The organism is Nocardioides sp. JCM 18998 (assembly GCF_055391535.1).
In genome coordinates this window covers 2092878-2110499 of the sequence record NZ_AP043886.1, presented here as the reverse complement: position 1 = coordinate 2110499, position 17622 = coordinate 2092878, and the positions used below count along the sequence as shown (strand labels likewise).

Annotated in this window: 16 protein-coding genes; 2 read left to right on the top strand and 14 right to left on the bottom strand. The window is 71.2% G+C overall.

Features of this window, described 5'->3' with window-relative positions; genetic code table 11:
• Positions 1 to 6: 6 nt before the first annotated feature.
• Positions 7 to 369 carry a hypothetical protein gene (locus tag ACZ5L9_RS09890; protein WP_464536666.1) on the top strand — a complete coding sequence of 121 codons (363 nt, stop codon included), beginning with the start codon at positions 7 to 9 and terminating at the stop codon, positions 367 to 369.
• Positions 370 to 427: 58 nt separating this feature from the next.
• Here ACZ5L9_RS09890 and ACZ5L9_RS09885 read toward each other — a convergent pair whose 3' ends face one another.
• The 11 genes from ACZ5L9_RS09885 to ACZ5L9_RS09835 form a co-directional block, all read right to left on the bottom strand.
• Complete coding sequence (locus ACZ5L9_RS09885; protein ID WP_464536663.1) at positions 428 to 1291, bottom strand: phosphate ABC transporter ATP-binding protein; 864 nt, start codon at positions 1289 to 1291, stop codon at positions 428 to 430.
• A gap of 88 nt (positions 1292 to 1379) precedes the next feature.
• Complete coding sequence (locus tag ACZ5L9_RS09880; protein WP_464536661.1) at positions 1380 to 2225, bottom strand: Ig-like domain-containing protein; 846 nt, start codon at positions 2223 to 2225, stop codon at positions 1380 to 1382.
• 54 nt (positions 2226 to 2279) lie between these two features.
• A complete protein-coding gene (locus ACZ5L9_RS09875) occupies positions 2280 to 2915 on the bottom strand; it encodes a hypothetical protein (protein WP_464536659.1) in 636 nt (211 codons plus the stop codon).
• A 49-nt stretch (positions 2916 to 2964) separates the two neighbouring features.
• Complete coding sequence (locus tag ACZ5L9_RS09870; RefSeq protein WP_464536657.1) at positions 2965 to 4215, bottom strand: hypothetical protein; 1251 nt, start codon at positions 4213 to 4215, stop codon at positions 2965 to 2967.
• Between the two features lie 149 nt (positions 4216 to 4364).
• Positions 4365 to 5267, bottom strand: coding sequence for a sortase domain-containing protein (locus tag ACZ5L9_RS09865; RefSeq protein WP_464536655.1), 903 nt, complete (start codon positions 5265 to 5267; stop codon positions 4365 to 4367).
• Positions 5264 to 8263, bottom strand: coding sequence for a hypothetical protein (locus ACZ5L9_RS09860; RefSeq protein WP_464536653.1), 3000 nt, complete (start codon positions 8261 to 8263; stop codon positions 5264 to 5266). The genes ACZ5L9_RS09865 and ACZ5L9_RS09860 overlap by 4 nt, the downstream gene beginning before the upstream one ends.
• Entirely contained in the window at positions 8260 to 9948 is a 1689-nt protein-coding gene (locus tag ACZ5L9_RS09855; RefSeq protein ID WP_464536651.1) for a substrate-binding domain-containing protein, read from the bottom strand. Before ACZ5L9_RS09855 ends, ACZ5L9_RS09860 begins: the two co-directional genes overlap by 4 nt.
• A complete protein-coding gene (pstA, locus tag ACZ5L9_RS09850) occupies positions 9945 to 11054 on the bottom strand; it encodes a phosphate ABC transporter permease PstA (protein WP_464536649.1) in 1110 nt (369 codons plus the stop codon). Before pstA ends, ACZ5L9_RS09855 begins: the two co-directional genes overlap by 4 nt.
• Positions 11051 to 12046 (bottom strand): phosphate ABC transporter permease subunit PstC, encoded by a 996-nt coding sequence (pstC, locus tag ACZ5L9_RS09845; RefSeq protein WP_464536647.1) that lies wholly within the window; start codon positions 12044 to 12046, stop codon positions 11051 to 11053. Before pstC ends, pstA begins: the two co-directional genes overlap by 4 nt.
• 213 nt (positions 12047 to 12259) lie before the next feature.
• Positions 12260 to 12724 carry a hotdog fold domain-containing protein gene (locus ACZ5L9_RS09840; RefSeq protein WP_464536645.1) on the bottom strand — a complete coding sequence of 155 codons (465 nt, stop codon included), beginning with the start codon at positions 12722 to 12724 and terminating at the stop codon, positions 12260 to 12262.
• A 29-nt stretch (positions 12725 to 12753) separates the two neighbouring features.
• Complete coding sequence (locus ACZ5L9_RS09835; protein ID WP_464536643.1) at positions 12754 to 13029, bottom strand: metal-sensitive transcriptional regulator; 276 nt, start codon at positions 13027 to 13029, stop codon at positions 12754 to 12756.
• A 90-nt stretch (positions 13030 to 13119) separates the two neighbouring features.
• Between ACZ5L9_RS09835 and ACZ5L9_RS09830 the strand changes: the two genes are divergently transcribed.
• On the top strand, positions 13120 to 13605 hold the full coding sequence (locus tag ACZ5L9_RS09830; RefSeq protein ID WP_464536641.1) for a MarR family winged helix-turn-helix transcriptional regulator: 486 nt from the start codon (positions 13120 to 13122) through the stop codon (positions 13603 to 13605).
• A 153-nt stretch (positions 13606 to 13758) separates the two neighbouring features.
• Here ACZ5L9_RS09830 and ACZ5L9_RS09825 read toward each other — a convergent pair whose 3' ends face one another.
• From ACZ5L9_RS09825 to rsmA, 3 genes are read right to left on the bottom strand one after another with little or no spacing between them, the layout of a single operon-like run.
• Positions 13759 to 15573 carry an ABC-F family ATP-binding cassette domain-containing protein gene (locus ACZ5L9_RS09825; RefSeq protein ID WP_464536639.1) on the bottom strand — a complete coding sequence of 605 codons (1815 nt, stop codon included), beginning with the start codon at positions 15571 to 15573 and terminating at the stop codon, positions 13759 to 13761.
• Between the two features lie 60 nt (positions 15574 to 15633).
• The gene (locus tag ACZ5L9_RS09820) at positions 15634 to 16563 is read right to left on the bottom strand and encodes a 4-(cytidine 5'-diphospho)-2-C-methyl-D-erythritol kinase (protein WP_464536637.1); all 930 of its coding nucleotides are present in this window, start codon (positions 16561 to 16563) and stop codon (positions 15634 to 15636) included.
• Positions 16560 to 17411, bottom strand: coding sequence for a 16S rRNA (adenine(1518)-N(6)/adenine(1519)-N(6))-dimethyltransferase RsmA (gene rsmA / locus ACZ5L9_RS09815; protein ID WP_464536635.1), 852 nt, complete (start codon positions 17409 to 17411; stop codon positions 16560 to 16562). The genes ACZ5L9_RS09820 and rsmA overlap by 4 nt, the downstream gene beginning before the upstream one ends.
• Positions 17412 to 17622: the final 211 nt, after the last annotated feature.

Sequence of the window (17622 nt, the reverse complement as noted above, 5' to 3'; positions counted from 1 at the left end):
GGAGCCATGCCGCCCACGAGCTCCCGCTGGTCGATCGGATCCACCGACTCGGTGCTGAGCCTGTGGTCGAGCAGCTCGGTGCTCTCGATCGGCAGCGTCGGGTCGTTCGCCTCGCTCGCCAGCGTGGGCTCCTTCGCCTCCGCGTTCTCCGTCGGCTCTTCGATGTCGGTCGCGTCGTGGGGCTCGAACCAGTCCGGTGGCTCGGTGCTCTCCCACCAGAGCGAGGGCTCGGTGCTCTCCGCCCAGGCCAGCCGGGCGGTTCGCGGCTACCGCACCGACGGCCCGATGCCGCCCGCGACCCTGAGCGGCATCGCCCTGGCCGCCGTGGCGGTGTCGATCGTCGCGCTGGTGCTGCGCCGGCAGCGATGAGCCCCCTCAGGAGCGTTCGTACGCGGCACGCCGGAGCGCTTCGCCACGCTGTGTCGGCTCAGCCGAAGCGGCCGTTGACGTAGTCGGCGGTCCGCGGGTCCAGGGGCGCGGTGAACATCGCCTCGGTCTCGCCGTGCTCGATGATGACGCCGGGCTGACCCTGCTCGGCGAGGAAGAACGCGCACCGGTCGGAGACGCGCCTGGCCTGCTGCATGTTGTGCGTGACGATCACGATCGTCACCTCGTGGCCGATCTCCTTGATCGTCTCCTCGACCACGCGGGTCGAGGTCGGGTCGAGCGCGGAGCAGGGCTCGTCCATCAGGAGCACCTTGGGACGCACCGCTAGCGAGCGGGCGATGCACAGGCGCTGCTGCTGGCCGCCGGAGAGCGCCCCGCCGGGCTGGTCGAGGCGGTCCTTGACCTCGTTCCAGAGGCCGGCGCGGCGCAGCGACTCCTCGACCAGCCCGTCGCGGCGGTCCTTGACCGCCCTGGCCCCGGTCAGCGAGAGACCGGCGAGCACGTTCCCGCGGATCGACATCGCCGGGAACGGGTTGGGCTTCTGGAAGACCATCCCGATCGCCTTGCGCGCGTCGATGAGCTGGCGCTCGGGGTCGTAGATGTCCTCGCCGTCGAGCCGGACCGATCCGGCGAGCGCTGCCGACGGCACCAGCTCGTGCATCCGATTGAGGATGCGCAGGAAGGTCGACTTACCACACCCGGACGGGCCGATCAGCGCCGTGACCTGGCCGGCAGGCATCTCCAGGGAGACCCGGTCGAGGACCTTGCGCCGTCCGAACCAGGCGGAGACGTGCTCGGCGCTCAGCGCGTGGGCGCGGAGCGCGACCGGCAGCGCGGCGGTGGCCGGATCGGCGTCGACCACGGGCTGGGGCGCGGTCTCGTCGTCGGCGAGCAGAGCGGACATCGGGACTCCTGGAAACGGTTGAAGACCAGCCGGCGGTGCTGGGTGCTGCGCCGCCGGCTGGTCGCCTGTCACACCGTCGCGAAGCGGATCACTTCGAGCGGACGGTGATGGTCTTGCTGCTCGCCGCGGCGAACGTGGACGAGCCCGAGTAGGTCGTCTTGATCTTGTGCTTGCCCTTCTTGAGCTTGGGCAGGGTGACGGTCGCCTTGCCGCTCTTGAGCGTCGCCGAGGCGAGCTTCTTCGAGCCGTCCAGGACGCTCACGGTGCCGGTCGGCTTGGCGCCCTTGGCGGTGACGGTGACCTTCACCTTGAGCTTCGCGGTGTGCTTGACGCTCTTGGCGACCTTCTCGGTGACGGTCGCCTTCTTGGTGCCGACCGGCGTGCCGCCGCCCGTGCGGCCGGCGGTGCTCCAGGTGCCGGCAGCGGTGTTGACGTAGATGTCGATCGCGTCGTAGGCCGAGGAGACCGACTGACCGGCGCTGATCGTCTTGAGCCGCAGCTCGACCAGGCCGCTCGCGTCCGGCTTGTAGCCGGCCAGGAACTGCTGCAGCGTGACGCTCGAGCCGAGCGGCACCGACAGGCCGTTGTTGGTGACGGCCGTGGTCAGCTGCGCACCACTCCAGGTGCCCTGGGCGGTCGGCTTGTACTTCGCCAGGCTGGAGGCCGAGCTGACGGCAGCGCCGTGGACGTAGGCGTACACCAGCGCACGCTGGCCGGTGAGAGCGCCGTTGGCGGCGCCGACCGCTGTCAGCTTGTCGCTCAGCTTGCCCTTGGTGACGGTGGCGCCGTTCACCTTGAGCGTGATGGCGCCGACCCGGTTGGAGTCGGCCGGGACGGTGTTGCTCGAGGCCGCGACGGCGGCGACGCCGGCGCCGGTGAGCACGGCCGCACCCACGGCACCTGCGGCCGCGATGCGGGTGACCCGCTTGTTCATGGTTGTCCTCTCGAAGGCTGTGATGTCGGTGGATCGCTCAGGCGACCGGGCGGCTCAGGACTGCGGGCAGGCGGCGTCTCCGGCGCCGACCGCCGTCCAGTGCTTGCCATCGACGTGGAGATCGACCGACGCGTACGAGGTCGTCTGGAGGGGCTGTCCCGCCGCGCCCAGCACCAGCCGCAGCTGGAGCCAGCCGTCGTCCTGCGACGGGTACGCGGTGAGGAACTGCGCCAGGGTCGTGTCGATCGGCGCCAGCGTCGTGCTGGGTGCAGCCGGATCGGCGATCTGGGAGGCCGCCCCGAGCTGCAGGCCGCTCCAGCTCTCCGGGCCGACGTCGGTGCGCGGCTGGAAGGCGAACAGGGTGGCGGTTCCGCCGGTGGCGTACCCGCCCGTGGCGGCCTGGCCCCCGACGACCGCATCGGCGAACGGCTGCCCGATCGTGCTTCCGCCGGTCACCGGCTGACCGTCACGGCACAGGGTGAGCGTGCCCACCGACGCCGGGTCGACGTACGGCACGGCGCCCACCGCGTCGTGACGGCGCAGGTGCGTCCCCACGGCGACGACGACGGCGAGGAGGACGACGACGACGATGCAGATCAGCGTCCAGCGCTTGGCCGTTCCGTCGACGCTGGCCCGGTGGCTGCGTGCCCCGGTGCCGTCGCGCTCGGCCTCGGTCTGCTTCGTCGTCATCGTCGTCCTCCTCACCATCTCGTCGTGTGTCTCGCCGATCCCGCTGGGATCAGCCCTTGGTGTTCTCGCCCGGCTGGTCGACGCTGGCCGCGTTCTTGGTGACGCCCGGGTAGTACGGGGTCAGGCCGAGGTCGGTCAACAGCTGCTGGCCGGCCGCGCTGGCGATCCACGGCGCCGGGGCCCCGGCCGGGTCGGCCGGGTCGTAGTCCGGGTTGTAGAAGAGCGTCTTGACCCAGTTGAGCGAGCTGCCCGGCTGCCACGGCGTGCTCGAGCTGATCGCCGACTCGCGGAAGATCAGGTAGAACGGCAGGTCGGCGACGTACGCACCGGCTGCGACTCCGTTGGCGCCCGGGACCTGCAGCGCGATGCCCGCGGCGCTGAGCGGCGTGGTGGTCTTGCCACCGGAGCCGTTCGGCGTGCTGCCCGTGTACGAGGCGTTGCTCGGGTCCGGGAAGTAGCTCTTCTGCAGGAGCTTGTAGCGGCTCTGCGGGAACGGCACGATCGCGTCCGGGTTGCCGGCCACGGTGCTCGGGTCGTTCTGCTGGACCGCCTTGACGCTGCTCTTCCAGGTGCACGCGGTGCCGCCGTTGCCCGTCTGGAGCACGGCCTGGAACTGCTTGAGCACGCCCGCGCTGTCCTGCGGCCGCTCGGCCACGATCGCGCTGGAGCCCTTGCCGCCGACCTGGTCCCAGGTGCTGTAGCTGCTGGCCGCGTTGGAGCAGTAGATGCCGGCCAGCTGGGCGGGCGTGAGGCCCGCGGCCGGAGCGTTCGTGGTCGAGGCCGTCGCGATGTACTGCTTGTCGTCGGCGAACTGGATCGTGAACAGCTTGGAGCTCAGGTTGCTCTGGGCCGTGGTCTGGTCGGCTGCCTTCGGCAGGTTGGGGCTGCGGGCGAAGTTGATCGCACCGGCGGTGTCCTTCTCCAGCGCCGTGATGCCCGCGCCACCGCCGTTGGGGCGCAGCACCGGCGAGGTGCCGGCACGCAGCACGACCGACGGGTTCAGCGCGACCGACGTGCCGAGGCTGGGGTCGGTGAACGCGTTGCGGCCGTTGGCGTCCGCGGAGGCGTCGAAGCTGAAGAGACGGTAGACGTTGCCGGCCGAGTTGAAGCCGGGCAGGCCGCTCGGCGAGCCGTCGGCCAGGAAGTCGACCGAGTTCTGGATGACGTCGGACCCGACGCCGACGACGTCCTTGGCCTGGGGAGCGGCGTCAGCCACGGCCGAGCCCTGCCCGATGGAGAGGGCACACGCAGCCACCAGCCCGAGAACGGAGGCTGCGGATGCGACATGTCGCTTCGACATGGGGTCTGCCTTTCTGGTGTACGACCACCCCGGGTTCGGAGCGGCGAGTGGAGGTGGCCCCGAGGGCCACGCGGAGGACACTAGCGGATAGTTGATCTATTTAGTCAACTTTATCCGTTTAATTGTCTTGTCGCGGGGTACGCACCCCGTCAGAGCAGGTTCGGAGCCAGCCGCGAGGCGACGAGCGAGACCGCCCAGAGCACCGCCACCAGGACGGGCACGCCGGCGATCCAGGCCGCCATCCGCGACCACTTCAGGCTGGCCCAGGCGAGCGCGGCCACCGTCAGCACCAGCAGCTGGAGGAGCAGCGCGAGGATCGCGAGCGTGCCTGCACTGGCGTCACGCGCCATCGGCGCCCCCTCCGGATCGGCGGCCGAGACCGCACCGGCCGGTTGGGCGGCGCCCTGCAGCGTCGCGTCGACGTAGACCGTCTCCGACCGGGCCAGAGGCGAGGAGCCGGTCGCGGAGACCAGCACCAGCCGCCCGGTTCCGGCCACCGGCGCGGTCGGCACCGGATCTCCCTTGCGTCGTACGTCGACGACGGCGTACCGGAACGCGCCCTCCCCCGTGGTCACCGTGATGCTCGCGCCCGGCGCGAGGGCCGCGAGATGTCGGAACGGAGCACCGTAGGAGACCGAGCGTCCCATCAGCACGCTCGTCCCCTGCTGGCCCGGCAGCACGCTGCCGAGCGCGTGGCCCGGCCCGTCGTCCAGCTGTCCGGGCCGGGTGCCCTCGACCACCACGACGTGATGCAGCCCGAGGCCGGGCGCGTCGAGCAGTGCCACCGGAGCGCCGGCGGCGATCGGCGCTGCGACCGGCGCGGTGCCCTCGGCCAGCTCGGAGCGCAGCTGGCCGTACAGCTGCTGCTGCGCGTGGCCTTGGCTGAATCCGCTGAGCACGTAGACGTAGAGGAAGACCCAGCCGATCAGCGCGGCGAGCGTCAGCACGACCTGAGAGACCCCGAGCCGCAGCTCGGTGCGATCGCGCGGCGGCAGCGAGGCGGCGTCGATCGGCTCCTGGCGGACGCGGGTCGCCGGCAGGACGGTGCTCATCGACGCCTCCGTCCGCGGCGGGAGCCGACGACCGTGGCCAGCGCCCATGCCGGCGCACCCCAGCGCAGCACGAGGCCGGCGATCACCAGCAGCAGGCCGGCGACCAGGGCGGACGGCAGCCCGAACCGACCGATCCGGGAGTACGCGCCCACCGTCACCATCGGCTCGGCCGTCGTGACGGTCGAGCCCGAGACCGCGGTCGCCCCCGGTGGTGCGGCCGCGGGCGGCGCTGCCACCACGGAGCCGTTCCCGCCGGTGACGACGCCCGGCGTACCGCCCGAGGCGCCGCCCGACGAACCCGAGCCCGGCTGCGCAGTGTCGGGTACGGCCGGGCAGGAGCCGCTGAGCGTCGGTACGACGCCGGACTGCGCGCCGACCTGCTTGGCGACGCAGCGGGTGTACGCGGCCTCGTCTCCGAGCCCGTTGTCGGAGGTGAGCGGCAGCGTGCCGGGCGGCAGCTGGCCGTTGGCCGTACCGGGGGTCTGGCCCCGGCCGGCCGCGAAGTCGAGCAGCTGGGCGACGCGGGCGGCGTCGCCGGCCGCGAGTCCCGAGGTCGGCACGTCGGCGAAGACCGGCATCAGTCCCGGATACGCGCTGGTCTGGCTGCTCAGCTCGCTGTAGTCGAAGGTCCACGTCCCGGCCTGCTGATCCGGGGAGAGCAGCTTGACCGCGGCCCGCAGCCCCGAGGTGTCGGGTGCCGCGAAGGTGCGCCCGGCGGCGCTGGTGAAGGCGCTCCCGGCCGGGACGTTCGAGCTGGTCTCCAGCTGGGCGGCCCGCAGGCCGTACCGGTCGACGGCGGTCAGCGGCACGATGCCGATCACGAAACGGTGCCCGATGGGCTGCAGACCCTCGGTCTTCGGGACCAGCTGGCTGGGGTCGTTCGCATCGGTGACCGTCGGGCAGGTGGTCTGGGCGTTGGAGAGGGCGAACTCGATCGACTCCTCGATCGTGGCGATCTGGGAGAGCGGGTGCGCGATCTGCGCGAGGTACGGCAGGCCCTTGAGGCAGGCGTTGCTGCCCACGCCGTCGAGGGTGAAGTCGTCGAGCAGCGGCCAGGAGCTCACCGGCAGGCTCAGCCCGCCACCGGTCGGGTCACCGTCGCCCGGGCTCGGGCTGCCACTCGGGCCGTCGGTCGGGCCGTCACTCGGTACGTCGCTCGGGCCGTCGGTCGGGGTGGCCGTCGCGGAGGGGTCGGCGGAGGCCTCTCCCGACGCCGTGGCGGACACGTCGGTGGCCTCGTCACTCGCCGAGGGCTGCGCACTGGGCGCCTCGGACGCGGTCGGCGTGGCCGCGGCGCTGGCCGAAGCGCCCGCGCCGCCGGTGTCGTCGGCGGTGAGCCGGTAGTGCGGGTTGACCACCATCCCCCACGGATCGGGCGTGCCCTCGAGCCAGCGGCGGGCCTCGGGGTCGGCGTCGATGTAGCTGCTCAGCGCGGTCAGCATGTCGGAGTCGTTGGACAGCGAGATCAGCGCGGCGGCGCTGTTCGCCACCCCCGGGATGCTGGTGTCCACGCCCGGGTTCAGGGCATGGAACTCCGGGTCCGAGAAGATCGTGCGGGGATTGCCCGCCAGCGCACGGTAGGCCGTGCGGCCTTGGAGATCACCGTTGTAGGACTCGCTGAGCAGCTTGGCCAGCAGCCGCGCGTCCAGCTTCAGGTCGGTGACGGATCGCCCGTCGGCGCCGTCGATGTTGTATGCGATCGCGAAACCGGTGACGGCGATCGGAGCCTGTGCGACCGTCCCGCCGAAGCCGCCGTCGGGAGGCAGCGAGCTGAAGCCGACCTTGACGCTGCCGCCGCTGACGAGCGAGCGCGCCTGCGCGTCGGTCGCCTGGACGTGCAGGAACGGCTGGTACCCCTTCGTCGCGCAGAACGTCGGCTGCCACTGGGCGGCGATGTCGGTCATCAGGATCGAGCCGTACGCGAGCAGCGGCGCGGTCTTGTTCGTCAGCGCGCAGCTGTCGCCGGCGACCGCGAAGCTCAGCGGCACCACGATCCGGTCCGCCCAGTTCGAGGCCGACCACCACAGCCGGCCCGACGTGGCCAGGTTGAAGCCGTCACCGGAGCCGTCGGCGCGCTGCCCGGGCGCGTAGGTGTCCGCCTTCTCGCAGGAGGCGGCGTACCGGGACTTCTGTCCGCTGGTCGGCTGGATCGGGTCCTTCGCCTTCACCTTCGTGAAATAGGGGTCACAGTCGACGCCGGTGATCGGGATCGCCACCAGGGAGCACGCGGTCCGCGAGGAGCAGCCGAGGGTGGCGTTCTCCTCATCGGTCCAGACCGCGAACTGGGCGCTGCCCTTGCCGTCGGTGCCGGTGATGCCGTACGTGGTGTTGTCCGGGACGCCGGTGGTCGGCTCGTCCGAGCCCTCGGGGGCCAGGTTGTAGCAGCCCACGCCGCCGCCGTAGTAGGTGCGGCCGCTGGCGGCCTTGAGCGGGACCCAGCGCTCGAAGCGCTGCGCCGCGCAGCCGGACGGACGGGTGCCCCGGGGCGCGTCCACCACGGCGGCCCGCTCGGCGCTCGGCGCCGCTCCGTCCGCACGCCAGACCGGCGCGCTCGTCGCGGAGTTGGCGGACTGGAAGCGCTCGGCGGCGGTCTGGGTCCAGCAGGTCTCGGGCGTGACGGTCTTGGCGGTGCCGCGGCACTCCATCAGCACGAACGGGTACTCCTGCTCGGAGCCGTCGTAGCCGTAGTTCGGGTCGTTGACCACGCCACCGGTCGGGTGGGCCCCGCTCCAGCTGACGGTGATCGGCTGGTTGCCGCGCAGGTTCTGGGTCGAGGAGACGGACAGCTTCACGGTGTAGCCGCCGGGGTGCTTCGGGTCGGCAGGGGTGCTCGCACCCGTCGCGCTGTAGAAGACCCGGTTGACCTTCTTGGTGAAGGTCTGGCCGCTTCCGCTGGTCGCCTCGGCGCCCGGCGCCAGGGCGAGACCGGTGAGCGCGGCGCCGATCAGCAGGGCACCGATCAGCAGCAGCGCGCTCCCGCGTCGCTGGCGGCTCATCGCAGGCCCCGTACGAGCCGGCCGACGACCGGCGGCATCACCAGGGCGAGCAGGAAGAGCAGGACGACGAGCGCGGTCAGCGGCCGCGACGGCCCGGCGTGGTCATCGGCGGCCAGCGTCGTCGGCACGACCGTCCCGGTCGCGCCGGTGGCGGTAGCCGCCCCGGCGAGGCCGAGGTCGGAGCCGGCCGTCGTCGAGCCGCCTCCGCTGCCCGTCGCGACGGTCCCCGAGCCCGGCGCGACGGCGACGCCGCCACCACCGGAGGCCGTCGCGGGGCCGCCGGCGCCGCTCGCGCCCCCGGAGCCGGTCGCGGTGGTGCCGGTCCCGCCGCCGGTGGGCGCCTTGCCGCCGACCGGGTTGGCGTTGGCGGTGCCCTCGGTACCGGTGCAGGGGCCGGCGCCGGCCTTGTCGCAGGCGACCGGCTGGGGGGCGATCTTGGCCAGGTAATTCTGGTTCGGCTGACCGGCGATGAAGGTCGGGTTGTGGCAGGTGGAGACGTTGCGGTCGGTCAGCACGACACCGTTGTCGGCGGCCTTGAGCTTGGCCAGCTGGGTGAAGCCGGCCTGGACGAGGTTGACCGGGAGCGAGGAGTAGCCGATCGGACCGATCTCGGACTGCCCCGCACAGATCGAGTAGTAGAGGAAGTCGCCGACCGTCTGGCGAGCCGGCGTGGTGTTGGTCTTCGAGTCCTTCGCCGAGGTCGGGATGATCGCGTACACGTACGAGGAGAGCGGGTAGGTCCGCTGGTCGCCGTTCGTGTAGACCTGATCGAGGTTCTGCGTGAGGTAGTCCGGCGAGGACGGGTCCATGTTGATCTGCGCCTTGGTCAGCGCGACCGCGACGTTGTACTGCGTGGGCAGCGTGTAGTAGCCGGCCTCGTTGAGCAGCTTGGCCGACGGATAGCCCTTGGCCAGCGGGTAGGAGTACTCCTCCATCGCGATCGCGCCGTTGGCGCCGGCGCTGGTCAGGAAGTTCATCACGCCGTCGGAGCCGGAGAACGACTTCATCGCGCCGCTGCCGCCGCAGTTGGTCGGGAAGTACTCGGTCGCGATCGCCTTGCCGCCGTTGCAGGCGCTCCAGATCGAGGGGTACTCCTTGGCCAGGTACCGGGTGAACTGGTACGTCACGCCGGCACCCTCGGAGTGGACCACGGGAACGATCGGGATGGAGGGCAGTGCCTTTCCGTTGTTGTCCTTGGTGACCGCCGGGTCGTTCCAGTTGGTGATCTGACCGGTGAAGATCTTGGCCACGGTCTCGCCCGAGAGGCGCAGGTTCCGCACCATCTGGCCGCCCACCTCGAGGTGGTACGGCAGGGCCGTGCCGCCAGCCGCGATCGGCAGGTACGCATAGCTGCGGCCGAGCGAGGAGTCCTGCTGACCGGTCGAGGGGTCGACGCCCTGGTAGCCGATGTCGGAGACGCCGAAGTCGGTCAGGTTGTGCGCGAAGTCCGAGCGGCCCAGGGCGGCGCCGTTGGGATTGAAGTCGACATGCATGCCGCCGTTGGTCGCCACGTCGGCCTGCCACTGCGCGATCGCGTTGGCCGCCCAGCTCGAGCCCGAGCCCTTGATCGGCGCGTGGCTGACGCCGGCGGTGGCCGCGCCCGCCGACGGCGCGAGTGCGGTCACGAGGGCCAGGAGGAGGCCGGCGAGGACGAGGAGTCTGCGGATCACAGGCGGGGGGTTCATCGGGAGGGCCTTTGCTTGGCGACGAAACGGGCGATCAGGAACAGCGTCAGCACCAGCAGGAGCAGCACCGTCGCCGCGGCGTACCCGCGGGTCTCGAAGGTGGGCTCGCCGGACTTGACCGCGGTGTAGACGTAGAGCGGCAACGACGTCATCGGGTCGTGCAGCGGGTTGGTGTTGAGGAAGTTGGTCGCGCCCGAGGTGAGCAGCAGGGGGCTGGTCTCTCCCACCATTCGTGCGATGCCGAGGATGAGTGCGGTGGCCAGACCCGGGCGGGCGGTCGGCAGCACGACCCGCCAGACCGTCTGCCAGCGTCCGGCGCCGAGCGCGTACGACGCCTCGCGGAGCCCGCCCGGTACGACGCGCAGGACGACGTCGCTGGCGCGCGCCATGATCGGCAGGCCCATCACGGCGAGGGCGAGGCTGGCGGCCAGGCCGGAGGGCTGCATGTGCAGCCGGATGATCAGCACCGAGTAGACGAAGAGGCCGGCCACGATCGAGGGCAGCGCCGTCATCGCCTCGACCACGGTGCGCACCACCCGGGCGCCGCGGCCACCGACCTCCGACATATAGATCGCGGCCGTGACACCGAGCGGCAGCGCGATCGAGACCGAGATCGCGACCTCGATCAGGGTGCCGACGATGGCGTGCAGGATGCCGCCCATGTCGTAGGCGTCGGTGGGCCGCACACCGGACATGTCGTGGGTGTAGAAGTTCGGGTGCACCAGCACCGCGAGGCCCTTGCCGACGGTGGTGATCACCATGTCGGCCAGCGCCAGCCCGACGATCGCGGGCGCGGCGGCGACGATCGTGGTCATCAGGCGGTCGACGACGACCGCACGCGGCCGACTCAGCGCGGTCAGGCCGGCGTAGAACGCCATGAAGACGACGTACGCACAGACCACGAAGCCGATCCGACCGCTGAACGGCAGCACCTGGGCGTAGAGGATCCAGGTGGTCGCGAGCGCTCCGAACGCGGCACCGATCAGGGTGAGGACGTCATCGCGGTGCCGGGTGCGGGTCGGTCGCGGCAGGTCCGGTACGACCTCCTCGACCTGGTCACGGGTCGGCGCGGCGGGTGCCTCGAGCGGCGTATCGAGGGCGGTCACAGCTCGGTCCCTGCGCCGCTGCGGCTGCGCTTGACCACCTGCGCGGCGACCGTGTTGACCAGCAGGGTCATGCAGAAGAGCACGAACCCGCAGGTCAGCAGGGCGGAGAGCTGCGCCGGCGTCGCCTCGGCATAGTTGGTGGCGATCAGGGCCGAGATCGTCGAGGTACCGGACTCGAGGATGTTGGGCTTGACCTGGAACGCCTGGTTGATGATCAGCAGCACGCTGATCGTCTCGCCGAGCGCGCGGCCGAGCGCGAGCATGGTGCCGCCGATGACGCCGCTGCGGCCGAACGGGATGACCACGGTACGGACCATCGCCCACCGGGTGGCGCCGAGCGCGAGCGCCGCCTCCTTCTCGCCGGCCGGCGCCTCACCGAAGACCTCCCGCATCACCGAGGTCGCCATCGGGAAGATCATCGCGGCGACCGCGATGGAGGCGATGAAGGCGCTGCCGGCGTAGGCGGCGTAGCCGGGCGCCTGGTTCCAGATCGGGTAGTCCACGTCGGTGTGGACCTTGAAGATCGGGATCCAGCCGAGGTGCTTGCTCATCCAGTGCGCGATCTCGGCGGCGTGCGGCTGGATGTAGAAGAGCACCCAGAGGCCGAAGACGATGCTCGGCACCGCGGCCATCAGGTCGACGGTGCGGATCAGGGCCGCGCGCAGCCGCGGCGGCGCCCAGTCGGTGATGAACAGTGCGCTGAAGAAGGCCAGCGGGAAGGCGATCACCAACGCGGTGGCCGCGACCTCGACCGTGCCGACGAGCACCGCCCGGATGCCGATGACGTCCTGGCTCGGCAGCCAGCGGGACTCGGTGAAGAAGCGCCAGCCGTAGTGATGAAGGGTCGGCTCGGCCTGGAGCCCCAGGAAGACGCCGATCGAGCCGACGATCACCAGCACGAGCAGGCCGACGGCGCGGGTGCCCTCCAGGAAGACGCGGTCGCTCGGCGTGTGCCGGGCGACGATGCGCCGAGGGATCGGCTCTGCAGACATCGGCGTGCTTCTCTCGGGTCCTGCGCGGCCCGAACCGACGCGTCATCAAGAGAGGACAGGGGTCACCGAACCCTGGAGGACAGCACCCATGCCGCTCTCATTTTCGATCATATTAATGGACTTTGGAGGTTTAGTGCACTTCATTGCGGAAATGAGACGAGGCCGGACGGCGTCGCCGTCCGGCCTCGGATCGCGCGAGCGTGGTCGCGCGGCCTACTTCTTGGGCGTCACGTGCAGCCTGATCACGCCCTCGGCGACGACCGCGCCGTCGTCGCGGGTGCCCCTGACCCGGACGAGCAGTTCCCCGTCGGCGGCGTCCCACTGCTCCTGGTCGGTCTCGGCCGAGCAGACGATGTCGCTGGTCGACTTGGCGGTGTAGCGCACATCCATCCCCATCGGGATCCAACGCTTGCCGGCCGGGATGGTGGTCTCGGCGAGCGCGCCCATCGCCATCTCGAAGCCGTTGCACACCGCGATCGCATGCACCGTCCCGATGTGGTTGCGGTTGCCGCGACGGTTGGGAACCACCACCTCGGCGTAGTTGGGCCGCAGGTCCTCGACGCGCGGATGGATGGAGCCGAAGTACGGCGCCTTCTGGCTGAACGCGAAGGAGAAGATCCGCTTGCCGACGACGGGGATCGGCGACGTGAGGCTCCAGAGCCTGTAGAGCTGCGACATGGCCGCAACGCTACTTGTCGGTAACTTCGTCAGGCCAGGGCCAGGAAGATGCGCTCGATCTCCTCGATCTCCTCGCCGTCCGCACTCTCGGTGATCCGGCTGCGGAGCTCCTCGACCAGCAGGGTGAACGCCACCTTGTCCAGCGCCTTGGTGACCGCCTTCAGCTGGGCCACCACTTCGCCCAGGCTGCGCCCCTCCTCCATCATCCGCTGCACGCCGCCGAGCTGGCCCTGCGCGCGCCTGACCCGATTGAGGATGACCGCGTTCGGAGCTTCGTTCGGTCGGGGATCTGGCGCGTCGATCATGGTGTCCCGGTAACCAGCGGGCGCTCCGCGATGCCCGCGACGGGGTTGTCTTGACATCGAGAATCTCGACCGTCTGCTAGCGTCGGCGGCATGAGGGACGAGGTCGACGACCTTTCCGAGGACTGGGCCCGCGAGCGGCCCGACCTCGACCTGTCCCCGGTCGCGATCTTCTCCCGGCTCGGCCGGCTCTCGCGCCACCTCGATCTCGCCCGGCGCGAAGCGTTCACCCGGCACGACATCGAGTCCTGGGAGTTCGACGTGCTGGCCGCGCTGCGCCGGGCCGGAGCGCCGTACGAGCTGTCGCCCGGACGCCTGCTGCGCGAGACGCTGGTGACCTCGGGGACGATGACCAACCGCGTCGACCGGCTCGCCGCGCGCGGCTTCGTCGAGCGCAACCCGGACCCGGAGGACCGGCGCGGCGTCCTCGTCCGGCTCACCCCCGACGGCAAGCAGGCCGTCGACGGCGCCTTCGGTGCGCTGCTCGAGGCCGAGGCCGCGTTCCTCACCGAGCTCTCCGACGGTGACCAGCAGCAGCTCGCGGACCTGCTCCGCCAGCTGCTCGTCCGCTTCTCGTGACGGGTCTCGATACACGTCGCTCGTTCCTCGCGACGCACTCGACCAGCGACGCATCGTCGATCGAGTAGCCGCCGAGGAACGAGGCGGTGTATCGAGATCACCGGCGGGCGGGTCTCGACAGGCTCGACCCTCGGCGGAGGCGGCGTCTCGAGATCAGCCGAGCAGCTCGGCGGCCTCCAGCCACTCCAGCTCGAGCTCACCCTTCTCCTCCGCGAGCGCGTTGAGCTCGGCGCCCAGCTCGGCGAGCTTGGCGTAGTCGGAGGCATGGGCGGCGAGCTGCTCGTTGAGCCGGATCTCCTGTTCGGCGATCTTCTCCAGCCGCTTGTCGATCCGTGCGACGGTCTTCTTCGCCTCGCGCTCCTCGGCGGAGCCCGCCTTGGGCTTGGAGGCCGCCGGGGTCTCGTGCCCCCTACCGGCCGGGGTGGTTTCGAGGCTCGGCGCTGGCGCGCCTCGCACCTCAACCACCGCCGCGGCCTCGGCGGCCGCGCGCCGCTCCAGGTACTCGTCCACGCCGCGGGGCAGCATCGAGATCTGGCCGTCGCCGAGCAGCGCCCAGATCGAGTCGGTGACCCGCTCCAGGAAGTACCGGTCGTGGGAGACCACGACGAGGGTGCCCGGCCAGCCGTCCAGGAAGTCCTCGAGGATGTTGAGCGTCTCGATGTCGAGGTCGTTGGTGGGCTCGTCGAGCAGCAGCACGTTGGGCTCGGTGAGCAGCAGCATCAGCAGCTGGAGGCGGCGGCGCTCACCACCGGAGAGGTCGCCGATGCGGGTGACCAGCTTGTCGCCGGTGAACCCGAACCGCTCCAGCATCGAGGTGGCGGTCAGCTCCTGGCCGTCGAGCGTCTTGGTCAGCTTGCGCACCGACTCCACCGTCGGCAGCACCCGCGCCTCGGGGTCGAGGTCGTCGAGCTGCTGGGTGAGGTGCTTGAGCGCCACCGTACGGCCGTGCTTGACCTTGCCGACCGTGGGCGCGAGCGAGCCGTCGAGCAGGGAGAGCATGGAGGTCTTGCCGGCTCCGTTGACGCCGACGATGCCGATCCGGTCGCCGGGGCCGAGCCGCCAGGTGGCGTGCGCGAGCAGCTGGCGCTCGCCGCGGAACATGTCGACGTCCTCGACGTCGATGACGTCCTTGCCGAGACGCTGGGCGGCGAACCGCTGCAGCTCGAAGCGATCGCGCGGCTCCGGCACGTCCTCGATCAGCGCGTTGGCGGCGTCGATGCGGAACTTGGGCTTGGACGTACGGGCGGGGGCGCCGCGGCGCAGCCAGGCGAGCTCCTTGCGCGCGAGGTTCTGCCGGCGCTGCTCGGTGGCGGCCGCCTGGCGACCGCGCTCGGCCTTGGCCAGGACGAAGGCGGCGTAGCCACCCTCGTACGCGTCGACCTGGCCGTCGTGGACCTCCCAGGTCCACTGGCAGACCGCGTCGAGGAACCAGCGGTCGTGGGTGACCACGACGAGCGCGGAGCTGCGCTTGACGAGGTGCTCGGCGAGCCAGGAGACCGCCTCGACGTCGAGGTGGTTGGTCGGCTCGTCGAGGACGATCAGGTCGTGCTCGCCGATGAGCAGCTGGGCGAGGGCGCAGCGGCGGCGCTCGCCGCCGGAGAGGCCGTCGACGATCCGGTCGAGGCTGATCCCGGCGAGCAGCACCTCGACGATGCCGCGGCTGCGCTGGTTGGCGGCCCACTCGTGGTCGGCGAGGCCGCCGAGCACCGCCTCGCGGACGGTGTGGGTGTCGTCGAGCCTGTCGCCCTGGTGGAGGTAGCCGATCTCGGTGCCGCGGGTCATCGAGACGCGGCCCTCGTCGGGCTCCTCGAGGCCGGTCATCACCTCCAGCAGGGTGGACTTGCCGTCGCCGTTGCGGCCGACGATCCCGATCCGCTCCCCCACGCCGATGCCGAGGGAGACATCGGCGAGCAGCGGGCGGATGCCGTAGGACTTGGAGACGTGCTCGAGATTGAGGAGGTTCGCCATGGCGCGCCCATCCTCTCAGGGGTGCCCTGAGATCGCGGAGTCGTCGGGGCAGGCTGACGCTCAGGCGTAGTCGACCACGTGCACGCCCGCGACTGGTGCCGGGGCGAGCCAGTGCGCGATCCCGGCCCCGCCGAGCAGCGCGGCGGCTTCGCGGGCCTCGTCGACGCCGGCGAACGCCACCAGCTGGGTCGGACCCGATCCGGAGAGCAGGACACGGGTCTCCGGGCCGAGGAGCTCCACCAGCCGGCCCGCCCGGACGGCGAGGTCCGGACGCAGGGCGTACGCGGGCGCGGTGAGGTCGTTGTGCAGCGCGGCGATCACCGCGTCGGGGTGACCCGAGGCGAGGGCGGCGACCAGCTCGGCGGGATGGGTCTCGCCCATCGGCTCCTCGTCGGAGCCCGCGGTCGTACGGTCGTCGTACGCGCGGAAGACGAGCGGCGTGGAGAGGCCGATCTCGCTCGGCACCACCAGCCACCACAGGTCGGTGTTGTCCGCGAGGGGCTGGACGAGCTCGCCGCGACCGCCGCCGATGGCGGTGCCGCCGAGCAGGGCGAACGGCACGTCGGATCCGAGGGTGGCCGCGATCGCGAGGAGGTCCTCGTCGGTGGTCTCGGCGCCCCAGAGGCGGTCGAGCGCGACCAGTGCGGCGGCGGCGTCGGCGGAGCCGCCCGCCATGCCGCCGGCGACCGGGATGCCCTTGTGGATCTCCAGGTGAGCGCAGCGTGCGCCGAGTCCGTGGTGGGCGGCGAGCGCCTGCCCTGCCCGGATCGCGATGTTGCTCGCATCGACCGGGACGGCGGTCAGATCGATGCCGTCGTCGGCGATCGTGTGCACCTCCCAGGTCGCGGCCTCGGTCGCGGTGACGTCCTCGTAGAGCCCGATCGCCTGGTAGACGGTGGCGAGGGGGTGGAAGCCGTCTGGTCGGACGGCACCGACTCCGAGGTGGAGGTTGATCTTGGCGGCGGCGCGGACGGTGACGCGAGCGGTCATGCGTACAGCCGCTCGGCCAGCGCGATGAACGCCTCGACCCCGAGGGCCTCGCCCCGGGCCATCGGGTCGATCCCGGCGGCCACGAGCGCCGCCTCGGCCGCCTCACCGGAGCCGGCGATCCCCTTGAGCACCCCGCGCAGCGCCTTGCGGCGCTGGGCGAAGGCGGCGTCGACGACGGCGAAGACCTGTTCGCGCGTCACCTTCGTCTCGCGCGGCGGGAGGTGCTCCCAGTAGACGAGTCCGGAGTCGACGTTGGGAGCCGGCCAGAAGACGTTGCGTCCGATCGCGCCGGCCCGGCGGACGTCGGCGTACCAGGCCGCCTTGACCGACGGGACGCCGTAGACCTTGGAGCCGGGCTTCGCGGCGAGTCGGTCGGCGACCTCGGCCTGGACCATGACCAGGCCCTTCTTCAGCGACGGCAGCAGCGCCATCAGGTGGAGCAGGACCGGGACGGAGACGTTGTACGGGAGGTTGGCGACCAGCGCGGTCGGGGCCGGGCCCGGCACCTCGGTGACCCGAAGGGCGTCCTGATGGACCAGCCGGAACCTGTCCGCGAAGGCCGGTGCGAACTCGGCGATCGTCTGCGGCAGCCGGCCGGCGAGCAGCGGATCGATCTCGATGGCGGTCACCTCGGCGCCGGTCTCCAGGATCGCCAGCGTCAGGCTGCCCAGGCCGGGGCCGACCTCGACCACCACGTCGTCGGCCGTGACGCCCGACTCCCGCACGATCCGGCGCACGGTGTTGGCGTCGATGACGAAGTTCTGCCCGCGCTGCTTGGTGGGCCGCAGATCGAGCTCGGCGGCCAGCGCTCGGACCTCGGTGGGACCGAGCAGACGCAGATCGGGCATGAGGGACAGGCTATCGGTGGGGTGGGGTAACACGTTGTTCGCAGCGGTAGCAGCCCGTTGCGTCAGGCTGCTACCCACCTGTAACACCGTGTTACCCCACCCCAGCGATCAGCCCAGCGGACGTCGAGCCTGTCGAGACGTCATGCCCGCACGTCGAGCCTGTCGAGACGTCATGCCCGCACGTCGAGCCTGTCGAGACGTCATGCCCGCA

Bases quoted from the DNA above. Each gene is read 5' to 3' on its own strand.
- ACZ5L9_RS09890 (WP_464536666.1), top strand. From the start codon at position 7: ATGCCGCCCACGAGCTCCCGCTGGTCGATCGGATCCACCGACTCGGTG.
- ACZ5L9_RS09885 (WP_464536663.1), bottom strand. From the start codon at position 1,291: ATGTCCGCTCTGCTCGCCGACGACGAGACCGCGCCCCAGCCCGTGGTC.
- ACZ5L9_RS09880 (WP_464536661.1), bottom strand. From the start codon at position 2,225: ATGAACAAGCGGGTCACCCGCATCGCGGCCGCAGGTGCCGTGGGTGCG.
- ACZ5L9_RS09875 (WP_464536659.1), bottom strand. From the start codon at position 2,915: ATGACGACGAAGCAGACCGAGGCCGAGCGCGACGGCACCGGGGCACGC.
- ACZ5L9_RS09870 (WP_464536657.1), bottom strand. From the start codon at position 4,215: ATGTCGAAGCGACATGTCGCATCCGCAGCCTCCGTTCTCGGGCTGGTG.
- ACZ5L9_RS09865 (WP_464536655.1), bottom strand. From the start codon at position 5,267: ATGAGCACCGTCCTGCCGGCGACCCGCGTCCGCCAGGAGCCGATCGAC.
- ACZ5L9_RS09860 (WP_464536653.1), bottom strand. From the start codon at position 8,263: ATGAGCCGCCAGCGACGCGGGAGCGCGCTGCTGCTGATCGGTGCCCTG.
- ACZ5L9_RS09855 (WP_464536651.1), bottom strand. From the start codon at position 9,948: ATGAACCCCCCGCCTGTGATCCGCAGACTCCTCGTCCTCGCCGGCCTC.
- pstC (WP_464536647.1), bottom strand. From the start codon at position 12,046: ATGTCTGCAGAGCCGATCCCTCGGCGCATCGTCGCCCGGCACACGCCG.
- ACZ5L9_RS09840 (WP_464536645.1), bottom strand. From the start codon at position 12,724: ATGTCGCAGCTCTACAGGCTCTGGAGCCTCACGTCGCCGATCCCCGTC.
- ACZ5L9_RS09835 (WP_464536643.1), bottom strand. From the start codon at position 13,029: ATGATCGACGCGCCAGATCCCCGACCGAACGAAGCTCCGAACGCGGTC.
- ACZ5L9_RS09830 (WP_464536641.1), top strand. From the start codon at position 13,120: ATGAGGGACGAGGTCGACGACCTTTCCGAGGACTGGGCCCGCGAGCGG.
- ACZ5L9_RS09825 (WP_464536639.1), bottom strand. From the start codon at position 15,573: ATGGCGAACCTCCTCAATCTCGAGCACGTCTCCAAGTCCTACGGCATC.
- ACZ5L9_RS09820 (WP_464536637.1), bottom strand. From the start codon at position 16,563: ATGACCGCTCGCGTCACCGTCCGCGCCGCCGCCAAGATCAACCTCCAC.
- rsmA (WP_464536635.1), bottom strand. From the start codon at position 17,411: ATGCCCGATCTGCGTCTGCTCGGTCCCACCGAGGTCCGAGCGCTGGCC.